11 protein-coding genes and 2 pseudogenes are annotated in these 16913 nt (G+C 62.2%); 7 read left to right on the top strand and 6 right to left on the bottom strand.

Features of this window, described 5'->3' with window-relative positions; translation table 11 throughout:
* Positions 1-2 precede the first annotated feature (2 nt).
* From JFV30_RS04715 to JFV30_RS04700, 4 genes are all read left to right on the top strand, one after another.
* Positions 3-995, top strand: coding sequence for a serine O-acetyltransferase (locus JFV30_RS04715; RefSeq protein WP_010176429.1), 993 nt, complete (start codon positions 3-5; stop codon positions 993-995).
* A gap of 2 nt (positions 996-997) precedes the next feature.
* Positions 998-1726 carry an alanyl-tRNA editing protein gene (locus JFV30_RS04710; protein ID WP_010176430.1) on the top strand — a complete coding sequence of 243 codons (729 nt, stop codon included), beginning with the start codon at positions 998-1000 and terminating at the stop codon, positions 1724-1726.
* Positions 1727-1951: 225 nt separating this feature from the next.
* On the top strand, positions 1952-3697 hold the full coding sequence (locus JFV30_RS04705; RefSeq protein ID WP_201122167.1) for an ABC transporter permease: 1746 nt from the start codon (positions 1952-1954) through the stop codon (positions 3695-3697).
* A gap of 14 nt (positions 3698-3711) precedes the next feature.
* Positions 3712-5034 carry an ABC transporter ATP-binding protein gene (locus tag JFV30_RS04700; RefSeq protein WP_010176432.1) on the top strand — a complete coding sequence of 441 codons (1323 nt, stop codon included), beginning with the start codon at positions 3712-3714 and terminating at the stop codon, positions 5032-5034.
* Between the two features lie 166 nt (positions 5035-5200).
* Here JFV30_RS04700 and prpD read toward each other — a convergent pair.
* The 6 genes and pseudogenes from prpD to JFV30_RS04670 all read right to left on the bottom strand — a co-directional run bounded on the left by prpD (position 5201) and on the right by JFV30_RS04670 (position 13582).
* Positions 5201-6684, bottom strand: a pseudogene (prpD, locus tag JFV30_RS04695) (2-methylcitrate dehydratase).
* A gap of 93 nt (positions 6685-6777) precedes the next feature.
* Entirely contained in the window at positions 6778-7968 is a 1191-nt protein-coding gene (gene prpF, locus JFV30_RS04690) for a 2-methylaconitate cis-trans isomerase PrpF (protein WP_201122165.1), read from the bottom strand.
* Between the two features lie 42 nt (positions 7969-8010).
* Positions 8011-10605 (bottom strand): Fe/S-dependent 2-methylisocitrate dehydratase AcnD, encoded by a 2595-nt coding sequence (acnD, locus tag JFV30_RS04685; RefSeq protein ID WP_201122163.1) that lies wholly within the window; start codon positions 10603-10605, stop codon positions 8011-8013.
* Between the two features lie 205 nt (positions 10606-10810).
* On the bottom strand, positions 10811-11938 hold the full coding sequence (gene prpC / locus JFV30_RS04680; protein WP_010176436.1) for a bifunctional 2-methylcitrate synthase/citrate synthase: 1128 nt from the start codon (positions 11936-11938) through the stop codon (positions 10811-10813).
* Positions 11939-11978: 40 nt separating this feature from the next.
* Complete coding sequence (prpB, locus tag JFV30_RS04675) at positions 11979-12872, bottom strand: methylisocitrate lyase (RefSeq protein ID WP_003214976.1); 894 nt, start codon at positions 12870-12872, stop codon at positions 11979-11981.
* The gene (locus JFV30_RS04670) at positions 12869-13582 is read right to left on the bottom strand and encodes a GntR family transcriptional regulator (RefSeq protein ID WP_008432676.1); all 714 of its coding nucleotides are present in this window, start codon (positions 13580-13582) and stop codon (positions 12869-12871) included. Before JFV30_RS04670 ends, prpB begins: the two co-directional genes overlap by 4 nt.
* Before the next feature lie 272 nt (positions 13583-13854).
* On the opposite strand from JFV30_RS04670, the gene rloA reads away from it, so the two are divergent.
* From rloA to JFV30_RS04655, 3 genes and pseudogenes are all read left to right on the top strand, one after another.
* Positions 13855-14388, top strand: coding sequence for a retropepsin-like aspartic peptidase RloA (gene rloA / locus JFV30_RS04665; RefSeq protein ID WP_029616141.1), 534 nt, complete (start codon positions 13855-13857; stop codon positions 14386-14388).
* Between the two features lie 5 nt (positions 14389-14393).
* Positions 14394-15925, top strand: a pseudogene (gene rloB, locus JFV30_RS04660) (osmotic stress tolerance membrane protein RloB).
* On the top strand, positions 15925-16911 hold the full coding sequence (locus JFV30_RS04655) for an alpha-L-glutamate ligase-like protein (RefSeq protein ID WP_010176439.1): 987 nt from the start codon (positions 15925-15927) through the stop codon (positions 16909-16911). Before rloB ends, JFV30_RS04655 begins: the two are co-directional and overlap by 1 nt.
* Positions 16912-16913: the final 2 nt, after the last annotated feature.

Here is a 16913-nt window from a genome sequence, read left to right as displayed (position 1 = left end):
CCATGGGGGGCTTTATCGACATGCAACAACTGCACGATGAGTTGCTCACCCACCTCATCACCACGCTGACGCCAACGCAGTTGAAGCAACTGGAAGAGCACCTTGGCACGCTGGTCCAGGCGGCGGCCCAGGCGGTGGCCGAAGACCTGATCGCCTATGCCTGGCGCGACCCGGCGTCCCGCGGGCGCGGGGAGCTGATCCTGGAGTCCTACGCCTCGTTCAAGGCGGTGCTGTACTACCGGCTGGCGCACCTGGTGTGGAATTTCCCGGACAAGAACAACGGCGTGTTTTGCGCCATCGCCCTGAAGCTGAGCAACCAGGGCAAGATTTTGTCCGGCGCCGAAATTCACCCCGCCGCGCGGATCGGCCGGCGCTTTGTGCTGGACCACGGCTACGGCACGGTCATCGGTGAAACCTGCGAGATCGGCAACGACTGCTACATCCTCTGCGGCGTAACCCTGGGCGCCCGGGGCATCGCCAACAACCCCGACGGCAAGCGCCACCCGCGCCTGGGCAACAACGTGGAAGTCGGTTCCGGCGCGCGGGTGCTCGGTTATGTGCTGATCGGCGACAACGTGTTTATCAGCCCTTCCTGCGTGATCACCCAGGACGTGCCGGCCGGCACCAAGGTCAAGGTGGTCAACCAGATCCAGTTGCAGAAAAACGACGAGTCGGACCACAGCAACTACCTCGGCGCGTTTGCCCTCGACGAGCGGCTGCACGTGGTCGGCGAGGTCAACGCCAGCCACAAGGTCACGGTGCTGGACGCCGACTTTCATCCCCTGCCCGGCCTGCTGCTGGAGCCGACGGTCAAGGAACGCCACCACCTGCAGTTCCGCCTGCGCCATATCGAGACAACGGCCTACCCGCCGCGCCTGCCACTGAACCTGAAAGTGACCGGGCCCGAATTTGAAATCACCCTGCTCTCTCCCCCTGGCTTGAGCGCGATGGTTCGTCGCCTGCTGCAAGCCAGCCCACTGATCGTCGGAGGTTGAACATGTCCGTGCACACCATGGAAACCCTCGCGCTGTTCGACAGCGCGCCTTACCAGAACGCTTTCAGTGCGCGGGTGATTGCCGTCAGTGAGCAAGGAATCGCGCTGGAACACACGCTGTTCTACCCCACCGGCGGCGGGCAGCCGGGGGACACCGGCCACTTCATCCTGCCCGATGGCAGCCGTGTCGACATCACCGGCACCGTGCGCGACCCGGTGCTGCGCTCGATCATCTGGCACCAGGTGGAACACTGCCCAGAACAGCTGGCGGCCGGGATGCAAGTGGACGCCAGCCTGGATTGGGAGCGCCGCTACCAGCACATGAAAATGCACACCTGCCTGCACCTGCTGTGTTCGATCATCGACGCGCCGGTGACCGGCTGCAGCATCGGCTTTGATAAGGGCCGCCTGGATTTCGACCTGCCGGAAATGACCCTCGACAAAGAGACCATCACCCGCGACCTCAATGCCTTGATCGAACAGGCCCACGCGGTGAAAACCCTGTCCATGCCGGCCTCGGAGTATTCCACCCTGCTGCAGATCACCCGCACCCAGGCGGTGGCACCACCGGTGATCCAGGGTTCGGTACGGGTGATCGAAATTGCCGGAATCGACATCCAGCCTTGTGGCGGCACCCATGTGACCAATACCGAGGAAATCGGCCGGGTGTTCTGCGAAAAGATCGAGAAGAAGAGCAAGCACAACCGCCGGGTGATCCTGCGGTTTGAATAGCGCTCGAGCGACGGCTGGGGCGCCAACGCCCTAGCTGCAGTTCGTACAGGAAACTGACAGCAAATTTATGTGCTTGTAACATTCAGAAACGTACAATCCCGCCTGCAACGCCTCGTTGCCCCTGACTCGCGAAACAGCGCCCTTCCTTCCCGGTGGGTCATTCGTGCAGCAGCTAAGCTCACTCCCATCACGCCCTGAACCTGAACGCTGCAGGAATGACTGCCTATGAAAAGAGTGCTCCGTCACTACATCCCTGCGTCCACATTGCGCTTGTTGCCCAACCGCTGGGACCTGGTCGCCCTGCCCCTGGTGATCGGCTTTTTATTGTTTTTCTCCATCACTGCCCGGGAAACCTGGGCGCCCATCGCCACCTTGCAAAGTGAAGTCATCTCCCTTGACCCGGCCAACCTGCCGGAATACGCGATGCGCACCACCATGCGCATGCTCGCGGCGATGGTGGCAGCACTGGTGTTCACCCTGCTGTACGGCACCCTGGCCGCCAAAAGCCGGCGCGCCGAGAAACTGCTGGTGCCGGTGCTCGACATCCTGCAATCAGTGCCGGTGCTGGGTTACATCTCGTTTACCGTGACATTCTTCCTGCTGCTGTTCCCCGGGCGCGTGCTCGGCGCGGAGTTCGCGGCCATCTTTGCGATTTTCACCAGCCAGGCCTGGAACATGACGTTCAGCTTCTACCAGTCGCTGCGCATGCTGCCCCATGACCTGGTAGAAGTGTCGACCAACCTGCGGCTGTCCGGCTGGCAGAAGTTCTGGAAGCTCGACGTGCCCTTCGCCATGCCGGGGCTGGTGTGGAACATGATGATGAGCATGTCCGGCGGCTGGTTTTTCGTGGTCGCTTCCGAGGCCATTACCGTCGGCGACAAGACCATCACCTTGCCGGGCGTGGGTTCGTACCTGGCCCTGGCGATTGCCCAGAAAGACCTGCACGCCGTGGGTTACGTGATCCTGGCGATGATCGTGGTCATCCTGATGTACGACCAGTTCCTGTTCCGCCCGTTGGTGGCCTGGGCCGACAAGTTCCGCATGGAAACCACCGCCTCCCAGGGCGCGGCGCCGCAATCCTGGCTGCTGAACCTGATCCAGCGCACGCGCATCGTCCAGCGCATCCTGCGCCCTGTCACCCGCGCCATCAGCCGCATCGGCAACAAGCGCTTCAGCCTGGCAGGCGGTGCACTCAAGGCGTTGCCGGCAGAGACACCAAAAGCCTCAAAAGTGATCGACTGGGTGTGGGGCACACTCATCGCGCTGCTGGCCGCTTATGCGCTGTATCACATTGTGCAGTACGTCGGCACCGAAGTGACCCTGGCCGAAGTCGGCCATGTGTTTGTGCTGGGCCTGATCACGCTGTTGCGGGTGGCTGGCCTGATCCTGATCGCCTCGCTGATCTGGGTGCCTCTGGGTGTGATGATCGGCTTGCGCCCGGCCCTTGCGGAAAAAATCCAGCCGCTCGCGCAGTTTCTCGCGGCCTTCCCGGCGAACCTGCTGTTCCCGGTGTTCGTGATCGTGATCCTGCACTACAACCTCGACCCGGATATCTGGCTGAGCCCGCTGATTGTGCTGGGTACCCAGTGGTACATCCTGTTCAACGTGATCGCCGGCGCCAGCGCGTTTCCCAACGATTTCAAGGAAGCCGCCGCCAACTTCCGCATTCGCGGCTGGCTGTGGTGGCGCAAGGTGATGCTGCCGGGGATTTTCCCGTACTACGTCACTGGCGCCATTACCGCCTCGGGCGGTGCCTGGAACGCCAGCATCGTGTCCGAGTACGTTTCCTGGGGCCAGGACAAGGTGGTCGCCCACGGGCTGGGCGCCTACATCGCACAGACCACCGCTGCCGGCGACTTCCCGAAAATCGCCCTGGGCGTGGTGGTGATGTCGATCTTCGTGGTGGCGTTCAACCGCGCGGTATGGCGGCCGATGTACGCCATGGCTGAAAACAAACTTCGTCTGAATTGATGGGATTCGCTGTGATGACTACCTATACCGAGCACACCGCCGACACCCCGGAAATCTACTCGTTGAAAAACGTGAACCGGGTGTTCGGCAAAGGTAAAGACGAGCTGCAAGTCCTCAGCGGCGTGGACTTGAGCCTGCACGAAGGCGAGATTGTCGGCATGCTCGGCCGCTCAGGCTCAGGCAAGTCGACCTTGCTGCGCATCATCGCAGGGCTGATCCAGCCGTCGTCAGGCGAAGTACGCTACAACGGCGCGCCACTCAACGGCCCGGCCGAAGGCGTGGCCATGGTGTTCCAGACCTTTGCGCTGTTCCCGTGGCTGACCGTGCTGGAAAACGTCGAGGCCGGGCTGCAAGCCTTGCAGGTCGAGCGCAAGGAAACCCGCAGGCGCGCCCTGGCCGCCATCGACTTGATCGGCCTGGACGGTTTTGAAAACGCCTACCCGCGGGAGCTGTCCGGCGGCATGCGCCAGCGTGTGGGTTTCGCCCGCGGGCTAGTGGTCAACCCGACGCTGCTGTTGATGGACGAACCGTTCTCGGCGCTGGACGTGCTCACCGCTGAAACCCTGCGCACCGACCTGCTGGACCTGTGGAGCGGCAAGCAGCTGCCGATCAAATCGATCCTGATCGTGACCCACAACATCGAAGAAGCCGTGCTGATGTGCGACCGCATCCTGGTGCTGTCGTCCAACCCTGGCCGGGTGGTAGCCGAGATCAAGGTGCCGTTTGCACACCCGCGCAACCGGCTGGACCCGACCTTCAGGCAAATGGTCGACGACATCTATGCCCTGATGACTGACCGCCGCAGCGCTGACGCGAGCAGGGGTTTACCCGAGCTGAAAATGGGCAGCCTGCTGCCGGAAGTGTCCACCAACCTGATGGCCGGCCTGATCGAAACCCTGGCCGCCGAACCCTACAACGGCCACGCCGGCCTGCCGACCGTGGCCGAACGGCGCTTGCTGGAGGTCGACGATCTGTTCCCGGTCGCGGAGATGCTTGAGCATTTGGGCTTTGCCGAACTCAAGGGTGCCGACATCACCCTCACCGACGCCGGCAAACTGTTCGCCGACTACGGCACCCAGGAGCGTAAAACCCTGTTCGCCGAACATTTGATCCGCCACGTGCCATTGGCCGCCCGCATTCACCAGGTGTTGCTGGAACGCAGCGGCCACCGCGCGCCACGGGTGCGTTTCGAGCAGGAACTGGAAGACTCGATGACAGAAGCCTTTGTGGAAAAAACCCTGGAAAGCGTGGTGGCGTGGGGACGGTATGCGGAGATTTTCTCCTATGACGACCATACCGAGACGTTCAGCCTGGATGACGTAGAAGGCAGCATGTAACGGCGCGATGTCGACCACTTTCCATTGAACAACACAGAACAAATGTGGGAGCTGGCTTGCCTGCGATGCAGACACCTCGGTCTTTCAGATACACCGAGGTGATGCTATCGCAGGCAAGCCAGCTCCCACATTGATTGGGTTTACACAGTGAGTGCCGTGGTGTTTCTCAGATCACGAACAGGTCCACAAACCGGTTCACGGGCGTTGCCTCAAGCCGTGCCTGATCCTTGCACAGGGCAAAGATCTCGGCACTGCGCTGTGCGGTAAACCGGGTCGCCAGGTTGGCCTTGAACTTGTCTTCCAGCAACGGAATGCCATCTACCCGACGGCGACGGTGGCCAATCGGGTATTCCACGGCCACCTGTTCGGTGCTGGAACCATCCTTGAAGAACACCTGCACTGCGTTGGCGATGGAGCGCTTGTCGGCCTCCAGGTATTCGCGGCTGTAGCGCGGTTCCTCGACGATGACCATCTTGTCCCGCAGCTCATCGATGATCGGATGGGCCGCGTGGAACTCATCCTCGTATTGCTCGGCCACCAGGTTGCCAAACGCCAGCGGCACGGCGGTCATGTACTGGAGGCAATGATCGCGGTCCGCCGCGTTGGCCAACTGCCCGACCTTGGAAATGATGCGAATCGCCGACTCGTGGGTGGTGATGACAATCCTGTCGATCTCATGCAGGCGGTGCTGCACTTGTGGGTGCAACGTGACCGCCGCCTCGCAGGCGGTTTGTGCGTGGAACTCGGCGGGGAAGCTGATCTTGAACAGGACGTTCTCCATCACATACGTGCCGTAAGGCTGCGAGAGGCTGAAGGCGCGCTTGTCCTCGGGCTTGAGCGCCAGGTCCTTGTTGGTGTGGCTGAACAGCACGTCATAAAAACCCCACTGCGGCGCGCTCAACACCCCGGGAATGCCCATCTCGCCGCGCATGGCGATGTCGGCCAGGCGCACCCCGCGACTCGACGCATCCCCGCCGCCCACGACTTGCGCGAACCGGCGTTCGGCGCATGGCGATACGTACGCAATGCCTGGCCGTCGACAAACGCCTGGGACAATGCCGACAGCAGTTGCTCACGATTGGCGCCCATCAGTTTGGCGGTGACGGCGGTGGAGGCGACTTTCACCAGCAGCACATGGTCGAGGCCGACACGGTTGAAGGAGTTTTCCAGGGCAATCACGCCCTGGATTTCGTGGGCCATGATCATCGCCTCCAGCACCGCCCGCACGGTCAGCGGAGCATCGCCATTGGCCACGCGTTTTTGCGAGAGGTGGTCGGCGACGGCGAGGATGCCGCCCAGGTTATCGGAAGGATGGCCCCACTCGGCGGCGAGCCAGGTGTCGTTGTAGTCGAGCCAGCGCACGATGCAGCCGATATCCCACGCGGCCTTGACCGGGTCCAGGCGGAACGAGGTGCCCGGCACCCGCGCACCGAATGGCACCACCGTGCCTTCAACGATCGGCCCCAGATGCTTGGTGCACTCCGGGAAACGCAGGGCCAGCAGGCCGCAACCGAGGGTGTCCATCAGGCAGTTGCGGGCGGTGTCGAGGGCGTCGCGGGATTCGATCCTGAAGCCCAGGACGTAGTCGGCGATGTCCTGCAGGACCTGGTCGTAGTCGGGGCGGTTGTTCTGGTCGACGTTGGCGCTCATGGCAGTACTCCAAAGTGGGTTAGGTGTGTTCCATCCTCAGGGTCAGGGTTGAAGTGTTATAAAAGGCAGGTCTTGGTGCCTGCCTGTGATCGGTTAGAAAGAGTCGCCGGGCACGCGCACGAAACCTTCCATCAATACCCGCGCACTGCGGCTCATGATGGCTTTTTTCACGACCCATTCACCGTCGACCTGGCTGGCCTCGGCGCCTACGCGCAACGTGCCGGACGGATGCCCGAACCGCACCGCATTGCGCTCCACACCGCCCGCCGCCAAATTCACCAGCGTGCCGGAAATCGCCGCCGCCGTGCCAATCGCCACCGCCGCCGTGCCCATCATCGCGTGGTGCAACTTGCCCATGGACAGCGCCCGTACCAGCAGGTCCACATCGCCGGCCTTGATCGCCTTGCCGCTGGACGCCACGTAGTCCGCAGGCCGTGCCACAAACGCCACCTTCGGCGTGTGCTGACGCTGGGCCGCTTCGTCCAGGTGCTTGATCAGGCCCATGCGCAGCGCACCGTGGGCACGGATGGTTTCAAACATCGCCAGGGCTTTGGGGTCGCTGTTGATAGCGCCCTGCAGCTCGGTGCCGGTGTAACCCAGGTCATGGGCATTGATAAAGATGGTGGGAATCCCGGCATTGATCAGCGTCGCCTTGAACGTGCCCACACCCGGCACTTCCAGGTCATCCACCAGGTTGCCGGTAGGGAACATGGAGCCACCGCCGCCCTCTACTTCCGCCGCCGGGTCCATGAATTCCAACTGCACTTCGGCGGCCGGGAAGGTCACGCCGTCCAGTTCGAAGTCGCCGGTTTCCTGCACGGCACCGTCGGTGATCGGCACGTGGGCGATGATGGTCTTGCCGATATTCGCCTGCCAGACCCGCACCACGGCCACGCCGTTGTGCGGAACGCGTGCGGCGTCCACCAGCCCCGCGCTGATGGCGAAGGAGCCCACCGCCGCCGACAGGTTGCCGCAGTTGCCGCTCCAGTCCACGAATGGCTTGTCGATGGACACCTGGCCAAACAGGTAGTCCACGTCGTGATCGGCGCGGGTGCTTTTGGCGAGGATTACGGTTTTGCTGGTGCTGGAGGTCGCACCGCCCATGCCGTCGATTTGCTTGTCATACGGGTCGGGACTGCCGATCACCCGCAGCAACAATGCATCCCGCGCAGCGCCGGGAACCTGGGCCGACTCGGGCAAATCCTTGAGGCTGAAAAACACCCCTTTACTGGTGCCGCCACGCATATAGGTGGCGGGAATCTTGATCTGCGGTACGTGTGCCATGGTGGTCCTCATGGGCCGGGGCGTTCACCCCGGCCACAGTTGTCAGGCGGTAACAGCCGATTCCAGGAAGTCCTGGGCAAAACGTTGCAACACGCCGCCCGCCTCGTAGATCGACACTTCTTCAGCCGTGTCCAGGCGGCAGGTCACCGGCACCTCGACACGCTCGCCATTCTTGCGGTTGATCAACAAGGTCAGCTGGGCACGCGGGGTGCGCTCGCCGATCACGTCGTAGGTTTCGGTACCGTCGATCTTCAAGGTCTTGCGGTCGGTGCCCGGCAGGAACTCCAGGGGCAACACGCCCATGCCCACCAGGTTGGTGCGGTGGATGCGCTCGAAGCCTTCGGCGGCGATCGCTTCCACACCGGCAAGGCGCACGCCCTTGGCCGCCCAGTCCCGGGACGAACCCTGGCCGTAGTCGGCACCGGCGATGATGATCAGCGGCTGCTTGCGCTCCATGTAGGTTTCGATGGCTTCCCACATGCGCGTGACCTTGCCTTCCGGCTCCAGGCGCGCCAGCGAACCCTGCTTGACCTTGCCGTCTTCAATGACCATTTCATTGAACAGTTTCGGGTTGGCGAAGGTGGCGCGCTGCGCGGTCAAATGGTCGCCCCTGTGAGTCGCGTAGGAGTTGAAGTCGACTTCCGGCAGGCCCATTTTTGCCAGGTATTCGCCAGCGGCACTGTCGAGCATGATCGCGTTGGACGGCGACAGGTGATCGGTGGTGATGTTGTCTGGCAGCACTGCCAGCGGGCGCATGCCCTTGAGCGGGCGCGCACCGGCCAGTGCGCCTTCCCAGTAAGGCGGGCGGCGGATGTAGGTGCTCTGCGGGCGCCAGTCGTACAGCGGCGTGACTTTGGGGCCGGTGTCTTCATGGATAGCGAACATCGGGATGTAGACCTGGCGGAACTGCTCCGGCTTGACCGAAGCCTTGACCACCGCGTCGATTTCTTCGTCGCTCGGCCAGATGTCCTTCAGGCGGATTTCCTGGCCGTTGGCGTCCAGGCCCAGCACGTCTTTTTCGATGTCGAAACGGATGGTGCCGGCAATCGCGTAAGCCACCACCAGCGGCGGCGAAGCGAGGAACGCCTGCTTGGCATACGGGTGGATACGGCCGTCGAAGTTGCGGTTACCCGAAAGCACGGCGGTGGCGTACAGGTCGCGGTCGATGATCTCTTGCTGGATCACCGGGTCGAGTGCGCCGGACATGCCGTTGCAGGTGGTGCAGGCAAACGCCACCACGCCAAAACCCAACTGCTCCAGCTCAGTGGTCAGCCCGGCTTCGTCGAGGTACATCGCCACGGTTTTCGAGCCCGGTGCCAGGGACGACTTGACCCACGGTTTGCGGGCCAGCCCGAGCTTGTTGGCGTTGCGCGCCAGCAACCCGGCGGCGATCACGTTGCGCGGGTTGCTGGTGTTGGTGCAGCTGGTGATAGCGGCGATGATCACCGCGCCGTCGGGCATTTGCCCCGGCACGTCATCCCACTGGCCAGAGATGCCCTTGGCCGCCAGGTCGCTGGTGGCAACACGGGCGTGTGGGTTGCTCGGGCCGGCCATGTTGCGCACCACCGAGGACAAATCGAAGCTCAGGCCACGCTCGTATTGCGCGCCCTTGAGGTCGTCTGCCCACAGGCCGGTGTGGCGAGCGTATTGCTCCACCAGCGTCACTTGCTCGTCTTCACGGCCGGTGAGTTTGAGGTAGGCGATGGTCTGTTGGTCGATGTAGAACATCGCGGCCGTGGCGCCGTATTCCGGGGCCATGTTGGAGATGGTGGCGCGGTCGCCGAGGGTCAGCGCGGAGGCGCCTTCACCGAAGAACTCCAGCCACGCACCCACGACCTTTTGCTTGCGCAGGAACTCGGTCAGCGCCAGCACCATGTCAGTGGCGGTGATGCCCGGTTGCAGCTTGCCCGTAAGCTCCACGCCAACGCTTTCCGGCAGGCGCATCCACGAGGCGCGGCCGAGCATCACGCTCTCCGCTTCAAGTCCGCCAACGCCGATAGCGATCACGCCCAGGGCGTCTACGTGCGGCGTGTGGCTGTCGGTGCCGACGCAGGTATCCGGGAAGGCCACGCCGTCGCGCACCTGGATCACCGGAGACATTTTCTCCAGGTTGATCTGGTGCATGATGCCGTTGCCCGGCGGGATCACGTCGACGTTCTTGAAGGCCTTTTTGGTCCACTCGATAAAGTGGAAACGGTCTTCGTTGCGACGGTCTTCGATGGCGCGGTTTTTTTCGAACGCGTCCGGGTCAAAACCACCGGCTTCGACGGCCAGGGAGTGGTCGACGATCAGTTGGGTCGGCACCACCGGGTTGACCTGGGCCGGGTCACCGCCTTGCAGGGCGATGGCATCGCGCAGGCCGGCGAGGTCCACCAGGGCGGTCTGGCCGAGAATGTCGTGGCACACCACGCGGGCCGGGAACCACGGGAAATCGAGGTCGCGCTTGCGCTCGATCAGTTGGCTCAGGGAAGCGTCGAGGGTCGCCGGGTCGCAGCGACGCACCAGGTTCTCGGCGAGTACGCGGGAGGTGTACGGCAACGTGGCGTAGGCGCCGGGGGTGATTGCATCGACCGCCGCACGGGCGTCGTAGAAATCGAGGCGGCTGCCGGGCAGCGGTTTGCGGTGTTCAGTGTTCATAGGCTGGGACTCGGTCACGGTAAGGTGTACAGCAAAAACCTGTGGCACTGGCCTGGATGAACACGGTCCCTGTGGGAGCCGGGCTTGCCCGCGATGCAGGCACCTCGGTGTGTCAGTTACACCGAGGTGATGCTATCGCAGGCAAGCCAGCTCCCACATTGAACCGGTTCCGATCCTTAAAACCGGCGCCTCAGATTCCCACCACTCAGCGACGTTCGATTGGCACGAACTTGCGCTGCTCAACGCCGATGTACTCGGCGCTCGGACGGATGATGCGGTTGTTGGCACGCTGCTCAAATACGTGAGCTGCCCATCCGGTCAGCCGCGAGCAGACGAAAATCGGGGTGAACAGCTTGGTCGGGATGCCCATGAAGTGGTACGCCGAGGCATGGTAGAAGTCGGCATTGGGGAACAGTTTCTTTTGCTCCCACATGGTCTTGTCGATGGCTTCGGAAACCGGGAACAACACGGTGTCGCCCACTTCGTCGGCGAGTTTTTTCGACCAGCCCTTGATCACTTCATTACGCGGGTCGCTGTCTTTATAGATCGCGTGGCCAAAGCCCATGATCTTGTCCTTGCGCGCCAGCATGCCGAGGGTGCCTTCCACCGCTTCCTGGGCGGACGAGAAACGCTCGATCATCTCCATCGCCGCTTCGTTGGCGCCGCCGTGCAGCGGGCCACGCAGGGAACCGATGGCGGCGGTGACGCAGGAATACAGGTCTGACAGGGTCGAGGCACACACCCGAGCAGTAAAGGTCGAGGCGTTGAACTCGTGCTCGGCGTAGAGGATCAGCGACACGTTCATCACTTTGACGTGCAAGTCGCTCGGCTTCTTGTCGTGCAGCAGGTGCAGGAAATGGCCGCCGATGGACGGCTCGTCGGTCACGCAGTTGATGCGCTGGCCGTCGTGGCTGAAGCGGTACCAGTAGCACATGATCGCCGGGAACGCCGCCAGCAGGCGGTCGGTCACGTCGCGCTGCACGCTGAAGTCTTTCTCCGGCTCGATATTGCCCAGGAACGAGCAACCGGTGCGCATCACGTCCATCGGGTGGGCGTCGGCGGGGATGCGTTCCAGTACTTCTTTCAGCGCCTGGGGCAGGTCGCGCAGCTTGCCGAGTTTGGCGGTGTAGGCGGCCAGTTCGGCCTGGGTCGGCAGCTCGCCGTACAGCAACAGGTAGGCGACTTCTTCAAACTGCGCGTCCGCAGCCAGTTCGCGCACGTCGTAGCCGCGATAGGTCAAGCCGGCACCGGCCTGGCCCACGGTGGACAGTGCGGTTTGCCCGGCAACCTGGCCACGCAGGCCAGCTCCACTCAGTACTTTTGCTTCGGCCATGGTTATCTCCAATCTTGTCGTTATTAGTGGGGCGCTCGCCTTACTTCTTGGCGGCGAACAGCGCGTCGAGCTTTTGCTCGAAGGTGTGGTAGTCGATGCGATCGTAAAGCTCCATGCGGGTTTGCATGGTGTCGATCACGTTCTGCTGGGTGCCGTCGCGACGGATCGCGGTGTAGACGTTCTCGGCGGCCTTGTTCATGGCGCGGAAGGCCGAGAGCGGGTACAGCACGATGGAAACATCCGCAGATTTCAACTGGTCGACGGTGTAGAGCGGCGTGGCACCAAACTCGGTGATGTTGGCCAGGATCGGCGCTTTCACGCGGGAGGCGAACAGCTTGTACATCTCCAGCTCCGTTATGGCTTCCGGGAACACCATGTCGGCACCGGCCTCGATGCAGGCGGCGGCGCGTTCCAGGGCGGATTCCAGGCCTTCGACGGCCAGCGCATCGGTACGGGCCATGATCACAAAGCTGTCATCGGTGCGCGCATCCACGGCGGCCTTGATGCGGTCGACCATTTCCTGTTGCGAGACGATTTCTTTATTCGGGCGATGGCCGCAACGCTTGGCGCCCACCTGGTCTTCGATATGGATCGCCGCCGCGCCGAACTTGATCATCGACTTGACGGTGCGCGCCACGTTGAACGCCGAGGAGCCGAAACCGGTGTCCACGTCCACCAGCAGCGGCAGGTCGCACACGTCGGTGATGCGGCGCACGTCGGTCAGCACGTCATCCAGGCCGGTAATCCCCAGGTCCGGCACGCCGAGGGAGCCTGCAGCCACCCCGCCACCCGACAGGTAGATCGCCTTGAAACCGGCACGCTTGGCCAGCAGCGCGTGGTTGGCGTTGATCGCGCCGACCACCTGCAAGGGATGCTCGCTGGCGACCGCGTCACGGAAACGCTGGCCGGGAGTAGTGTTGTTATTGGAACTCATGACTCACCTCGTGATTGGGGAGCGCCGTCCGGGAAGTGACGGGCAATGTTGCGTTTGGAAGCGCCGATATGCCGGCGCATCAACAACTCGGCCAGTTCACCGTCGCGATCGGCAATCGCGTCAAGAATGCGGTGATGCTCGGCAAAGGCCTGGCGTGGACGATTGGGGGTGGCGGAGAACTGGATGCGGTACATACGCACCAACTGGTACAGCTCGCCGCACAACATTTGGGTCAGGGTGCGGTTACCGGCGCCTTGAATTATCCGGTAATGAAAATCGAAGTCGCCTTCCTGCTGGTAGTAGCCGACACCGGCCTGGAACGCGGCATCGCGCTCATGGGTATGCAACACCTGGCGCAATTCTTCGATTTCAGCGTCGGTCATGCGCTCGGCCGCCAGGCGGCAGGCCATGCCTTCCAGGGACTCGCGGATTTCGTAGAGTTCGATCAGCTCTTCATGGCTCAAGGACACTACTCGCGCGCCCACATGGGGAATGCGCACCAGCAGGCGCTGGCCTTCCAGGCGGTGGATCGCCTCGCGCAGCGGGCCACGGCTGATGCCATAGGTGCGCGCCAGTTCCGGCTCGGAGATCTTGCTGCCCGGGGCGATTTCGCCCTTGACGATGGCGGCCTGGATACGCCGGAAGACGTTCTCGGACATGGTCTGGGAATCGTCTTGGGCCATCACTGGGGTTTCCAGTTGATCCAGCATATTGTCGACACCTTTAAAAGCAATGCCGCAAAAACTAGCCAATCAGCCCCTGATAGTCAAAGAATAAATACATATTGTCGACAATCGTCTAATAACCCACCTTGCACCCTATCGGGGCATGGCCGGCTGCCAGCGCTGGCGCAAGAAAACCTTCATGTTAGAATGCCGGCCACTTTTGCCTCACATCCCTGGATGAAAAGGCGCACGAGGGAGCTTGCGCAGCAATGCCAGTCGCCTTGAATTGAACATCGCACTGCACCGCGTCAGGATTTATGAGACTCAAGCCCTTCCCCCTTTTGCTTTTAATGCTTGTACCGGGCCTTGGCGTTGCTGCCGAGAAGACCGTGTATGGCCTCAATGAATACGCCAAGTTGGCAGGCATTGACCTGGAAGTGGCCGCCAAACTCGACACCGGCGCCAAGACTGCATCGTTGAGCGCCCGCGACATCAAGCGTTTCAAGCGCAACGGCGAATCCTGGGTGCGCTTTTACCTGGCGATCGACACCGCCCATTCCCACCCCATCGAGCGTCCCCTGGCCCGCGTGAGCAAGATCAAGCGCCGCGCCGGTGACTACGACCCCGATGAAGACAAGAACTACACCGCCCGTCCAGTGATTGCCCTGGACATCTGCATGGGCACCGCTTTACGCAGCATCGAAGTGAACTTGACTGACCGCAGCGCCTTCCAATACCCGCTGCTGATCGGCTCCGAAGCGCTGAAACGCTTTGATGCGCTGGTCGACCCCAGTCTTAAATACGCGGCGGGCAAACCTGCCTGCGCCACCGACGCTCATACCGCTGAGTAATTTGAATGCGCTCTCTTAATCTGCACCTGAAAATCCTGATCGCCGTGCTGGTGGTCCTGGGCATTTCGGTCACCGCCTATCAGATTTTCGTGCTGGGGATTCCCGTCACCGAGGACGCCACCGACGACCTGTGGAACATCGACGCCAAGGTCGAGTTCGTCGCCAGCGCCAAGGACCCGGTAAAAATCCAGATGTTCGTGCCGCCCCTGAGCCGCGACTTCGTCAGCCTGAATGAAAGCTTTATCTCGAATAACTACGGCGTGAGCGTCAACCGCCTCGACGGCAACCGCAAGGTCACCTGGTCGGCCCGCCGGGCCAAGGGCAACCAGACCCTCTACTACCGCCTGGTACTGACCAAGCGTTACAGCGGTGAAAAGGTCAAGGTCAAGGGCCCGACCTTCCGCGACAGCATCGCCGTCGAAGGCCCGGAAAAATCGCCGCCGAAGCCCTGCTGGCGCCGATCCGCCAGCACTCGGCCGACGTCGAGACCTTTATCAGCGAAGCCATCAAGCGCACCAACAACCTCAACGACGACAACGTGAAGCTGCTGCTGGCGGGCGACCCGTCGACGCCGCACAAGGCCAAGATCGTCGAGTTGCTGCTGTCCATTGCCCACGTGCCGGTGGAAAAGGTCCACACCATCCGCCTGGTGGCCGACCAGCCGCAAACCCCGGAGCTCTGGCTGCGCAGCTTCAACGGTAATGACTGGTTGTACTTCAACCCCGACACCGGCGAACAAGGCCTGCCGGCCGACCGCCTGCTGTGGTGGACCGGCGATGAAAACCTGATCACTGTCGATGGTGGCAAGAAAGCCATGGTGACCTTCAGCCTCAACAACAGCGAAATGAACGCGATTCGCCTGGCCAAGCTGACGGACGAAAACACCGACGCCAACTTCCTCGAATACTCCCTGTACGGCCTGCCACTGCAAACCCAGCAGACCTTCATGATCATGGTGATGATCCCGATTGGCGTGCTGGTGATCCTGATCCTGCGCAACCTGATCGGCCTGCAGACCCTCGGCACGTTTACTCCGGTACTGATTGCCCTGGCGTTCCGCGAGACACAGCTGGGCTTCGGGATTGTGCTGTTCACCATTATTACGGCGCTGGGGCTGTCGCTGCGGTCTTATCTGGAACACTTGAAACTGCAGATGCTGCCGAGGCTGTCGGTGGTGCTGACCTTCGTGGTGGTGCTGATTGCGGCCATCAGCCTGTTCAGCCACAAGCTGGGCCTGGAGCGCGGGCTGTCGGTGGCGCTGTTCCCGATGGTGATTCTGACCATGACCATCGAACGCCTGTCGATCACCTGGGAAGAGCGCGGTGGCGGCCATGCGATGAAAGTCGCGATCGGCACGCTGTTCGCGGCGTCCCTGGCCCACATCATCATGAGCGTGCCGGAGCTGATCTACTTCGTGTTCACCTTCCCGGCGATCCTGTTGATCCTGGTGGGTTTCATGCTGGCCATGGGTCGCTATCGCGGCTACCGCCTGACCGAACTGGTGCGCTTCAAGGCGTTCCTCAAGGCTGACTCGTAATGTTCGGCTTCTGGAAGACCTGGAAGGCCCTCGAAGCGCGGGGGATCATGGGCATCAACCGGCGTAACGCCGACTACGTGCTCAAGTACAACAAGCGCAGCCTGTACCCGATCGTGGATGACAAGATCATCACCAAGGAACGGGCCATGGCGGCCGGCATCCATGTGCCGGAGATGTACGGGATCATTTCCACCGAAAAGGAAATCGACAAGCTCGACGAGATCATCGGCGGGCGCAGCGACTTCGTGATCAAGCCGGCCCAGGGCGCCGGCGGTGACGGCATCCTGGTGATTGCCGACCGTTTTGAAGGGCGCTATCGCACGGTCTCCGGCAAGATCATCAGCCATGAAGAGATCGAACATCAGATTTCCAGCATCCTCACCGGCCTGTATTCCCTCGGCGGCCACCGTGACCGGGCGCTGATCGAATACCGGGTGGTGCCCGACCAGATCTTCAAAAGCATCAGCTACGAAGGCGTGCCGGACATCCGCATCATTGTGCTGATGGGCTACCCGGTGATGGCCATGCTGCGCTTGCCCACCCGGCAGTCCGGCGGCAAGGCCAACCTGCACCAGGGCGCGATTGGCGTGGGTGTCGACCTCGCCACCGGCCTGACCCTGCGTGGCACCTGGCTGAACAACATCATCACCAAGCACCCCGACACCACCAACGCGGTGGACGGTGTGCAACTGCCCAACTGGGACGGTTTCATGAAGCTCGCGGCCGGCTGCTATGAGCTGTGCGGCCTGGGCTATATCGGCGTGGACATGGTGCTGGACCAGGAAAAAGGCCCGTTGATCCTGGAGCTTAACGCCCGCCCGGGGCTGAATATCCAGATTGCCAACGACTGCGGCCTGACCTTGCGCACCCATGCGGTGGAGGCCCGACTGGAAGAGCTGAAGGCCGCCGGTGTAACGGAAACGCCGGAAGAGCGGGTGAAGTTTGTGCAGGAAATGTTTGGGCATATTCCTGCGGTCGAGGGCTGAAT

Source organism: Pseudomonas sp. TH32 (assembly GCF_016650855.1).
Taxonomy (GTDB): domain Bacteria; phylum Pseudomonadota; class Gammaproteobacteria; order Pseudomonadales; family Pseudomonadaceae; genus Aquipseudomonas.
Note: the sequence above shows the minus strand (reverse complement) of the source record. Positions and strands in the feature narration are given on the sequence as shown.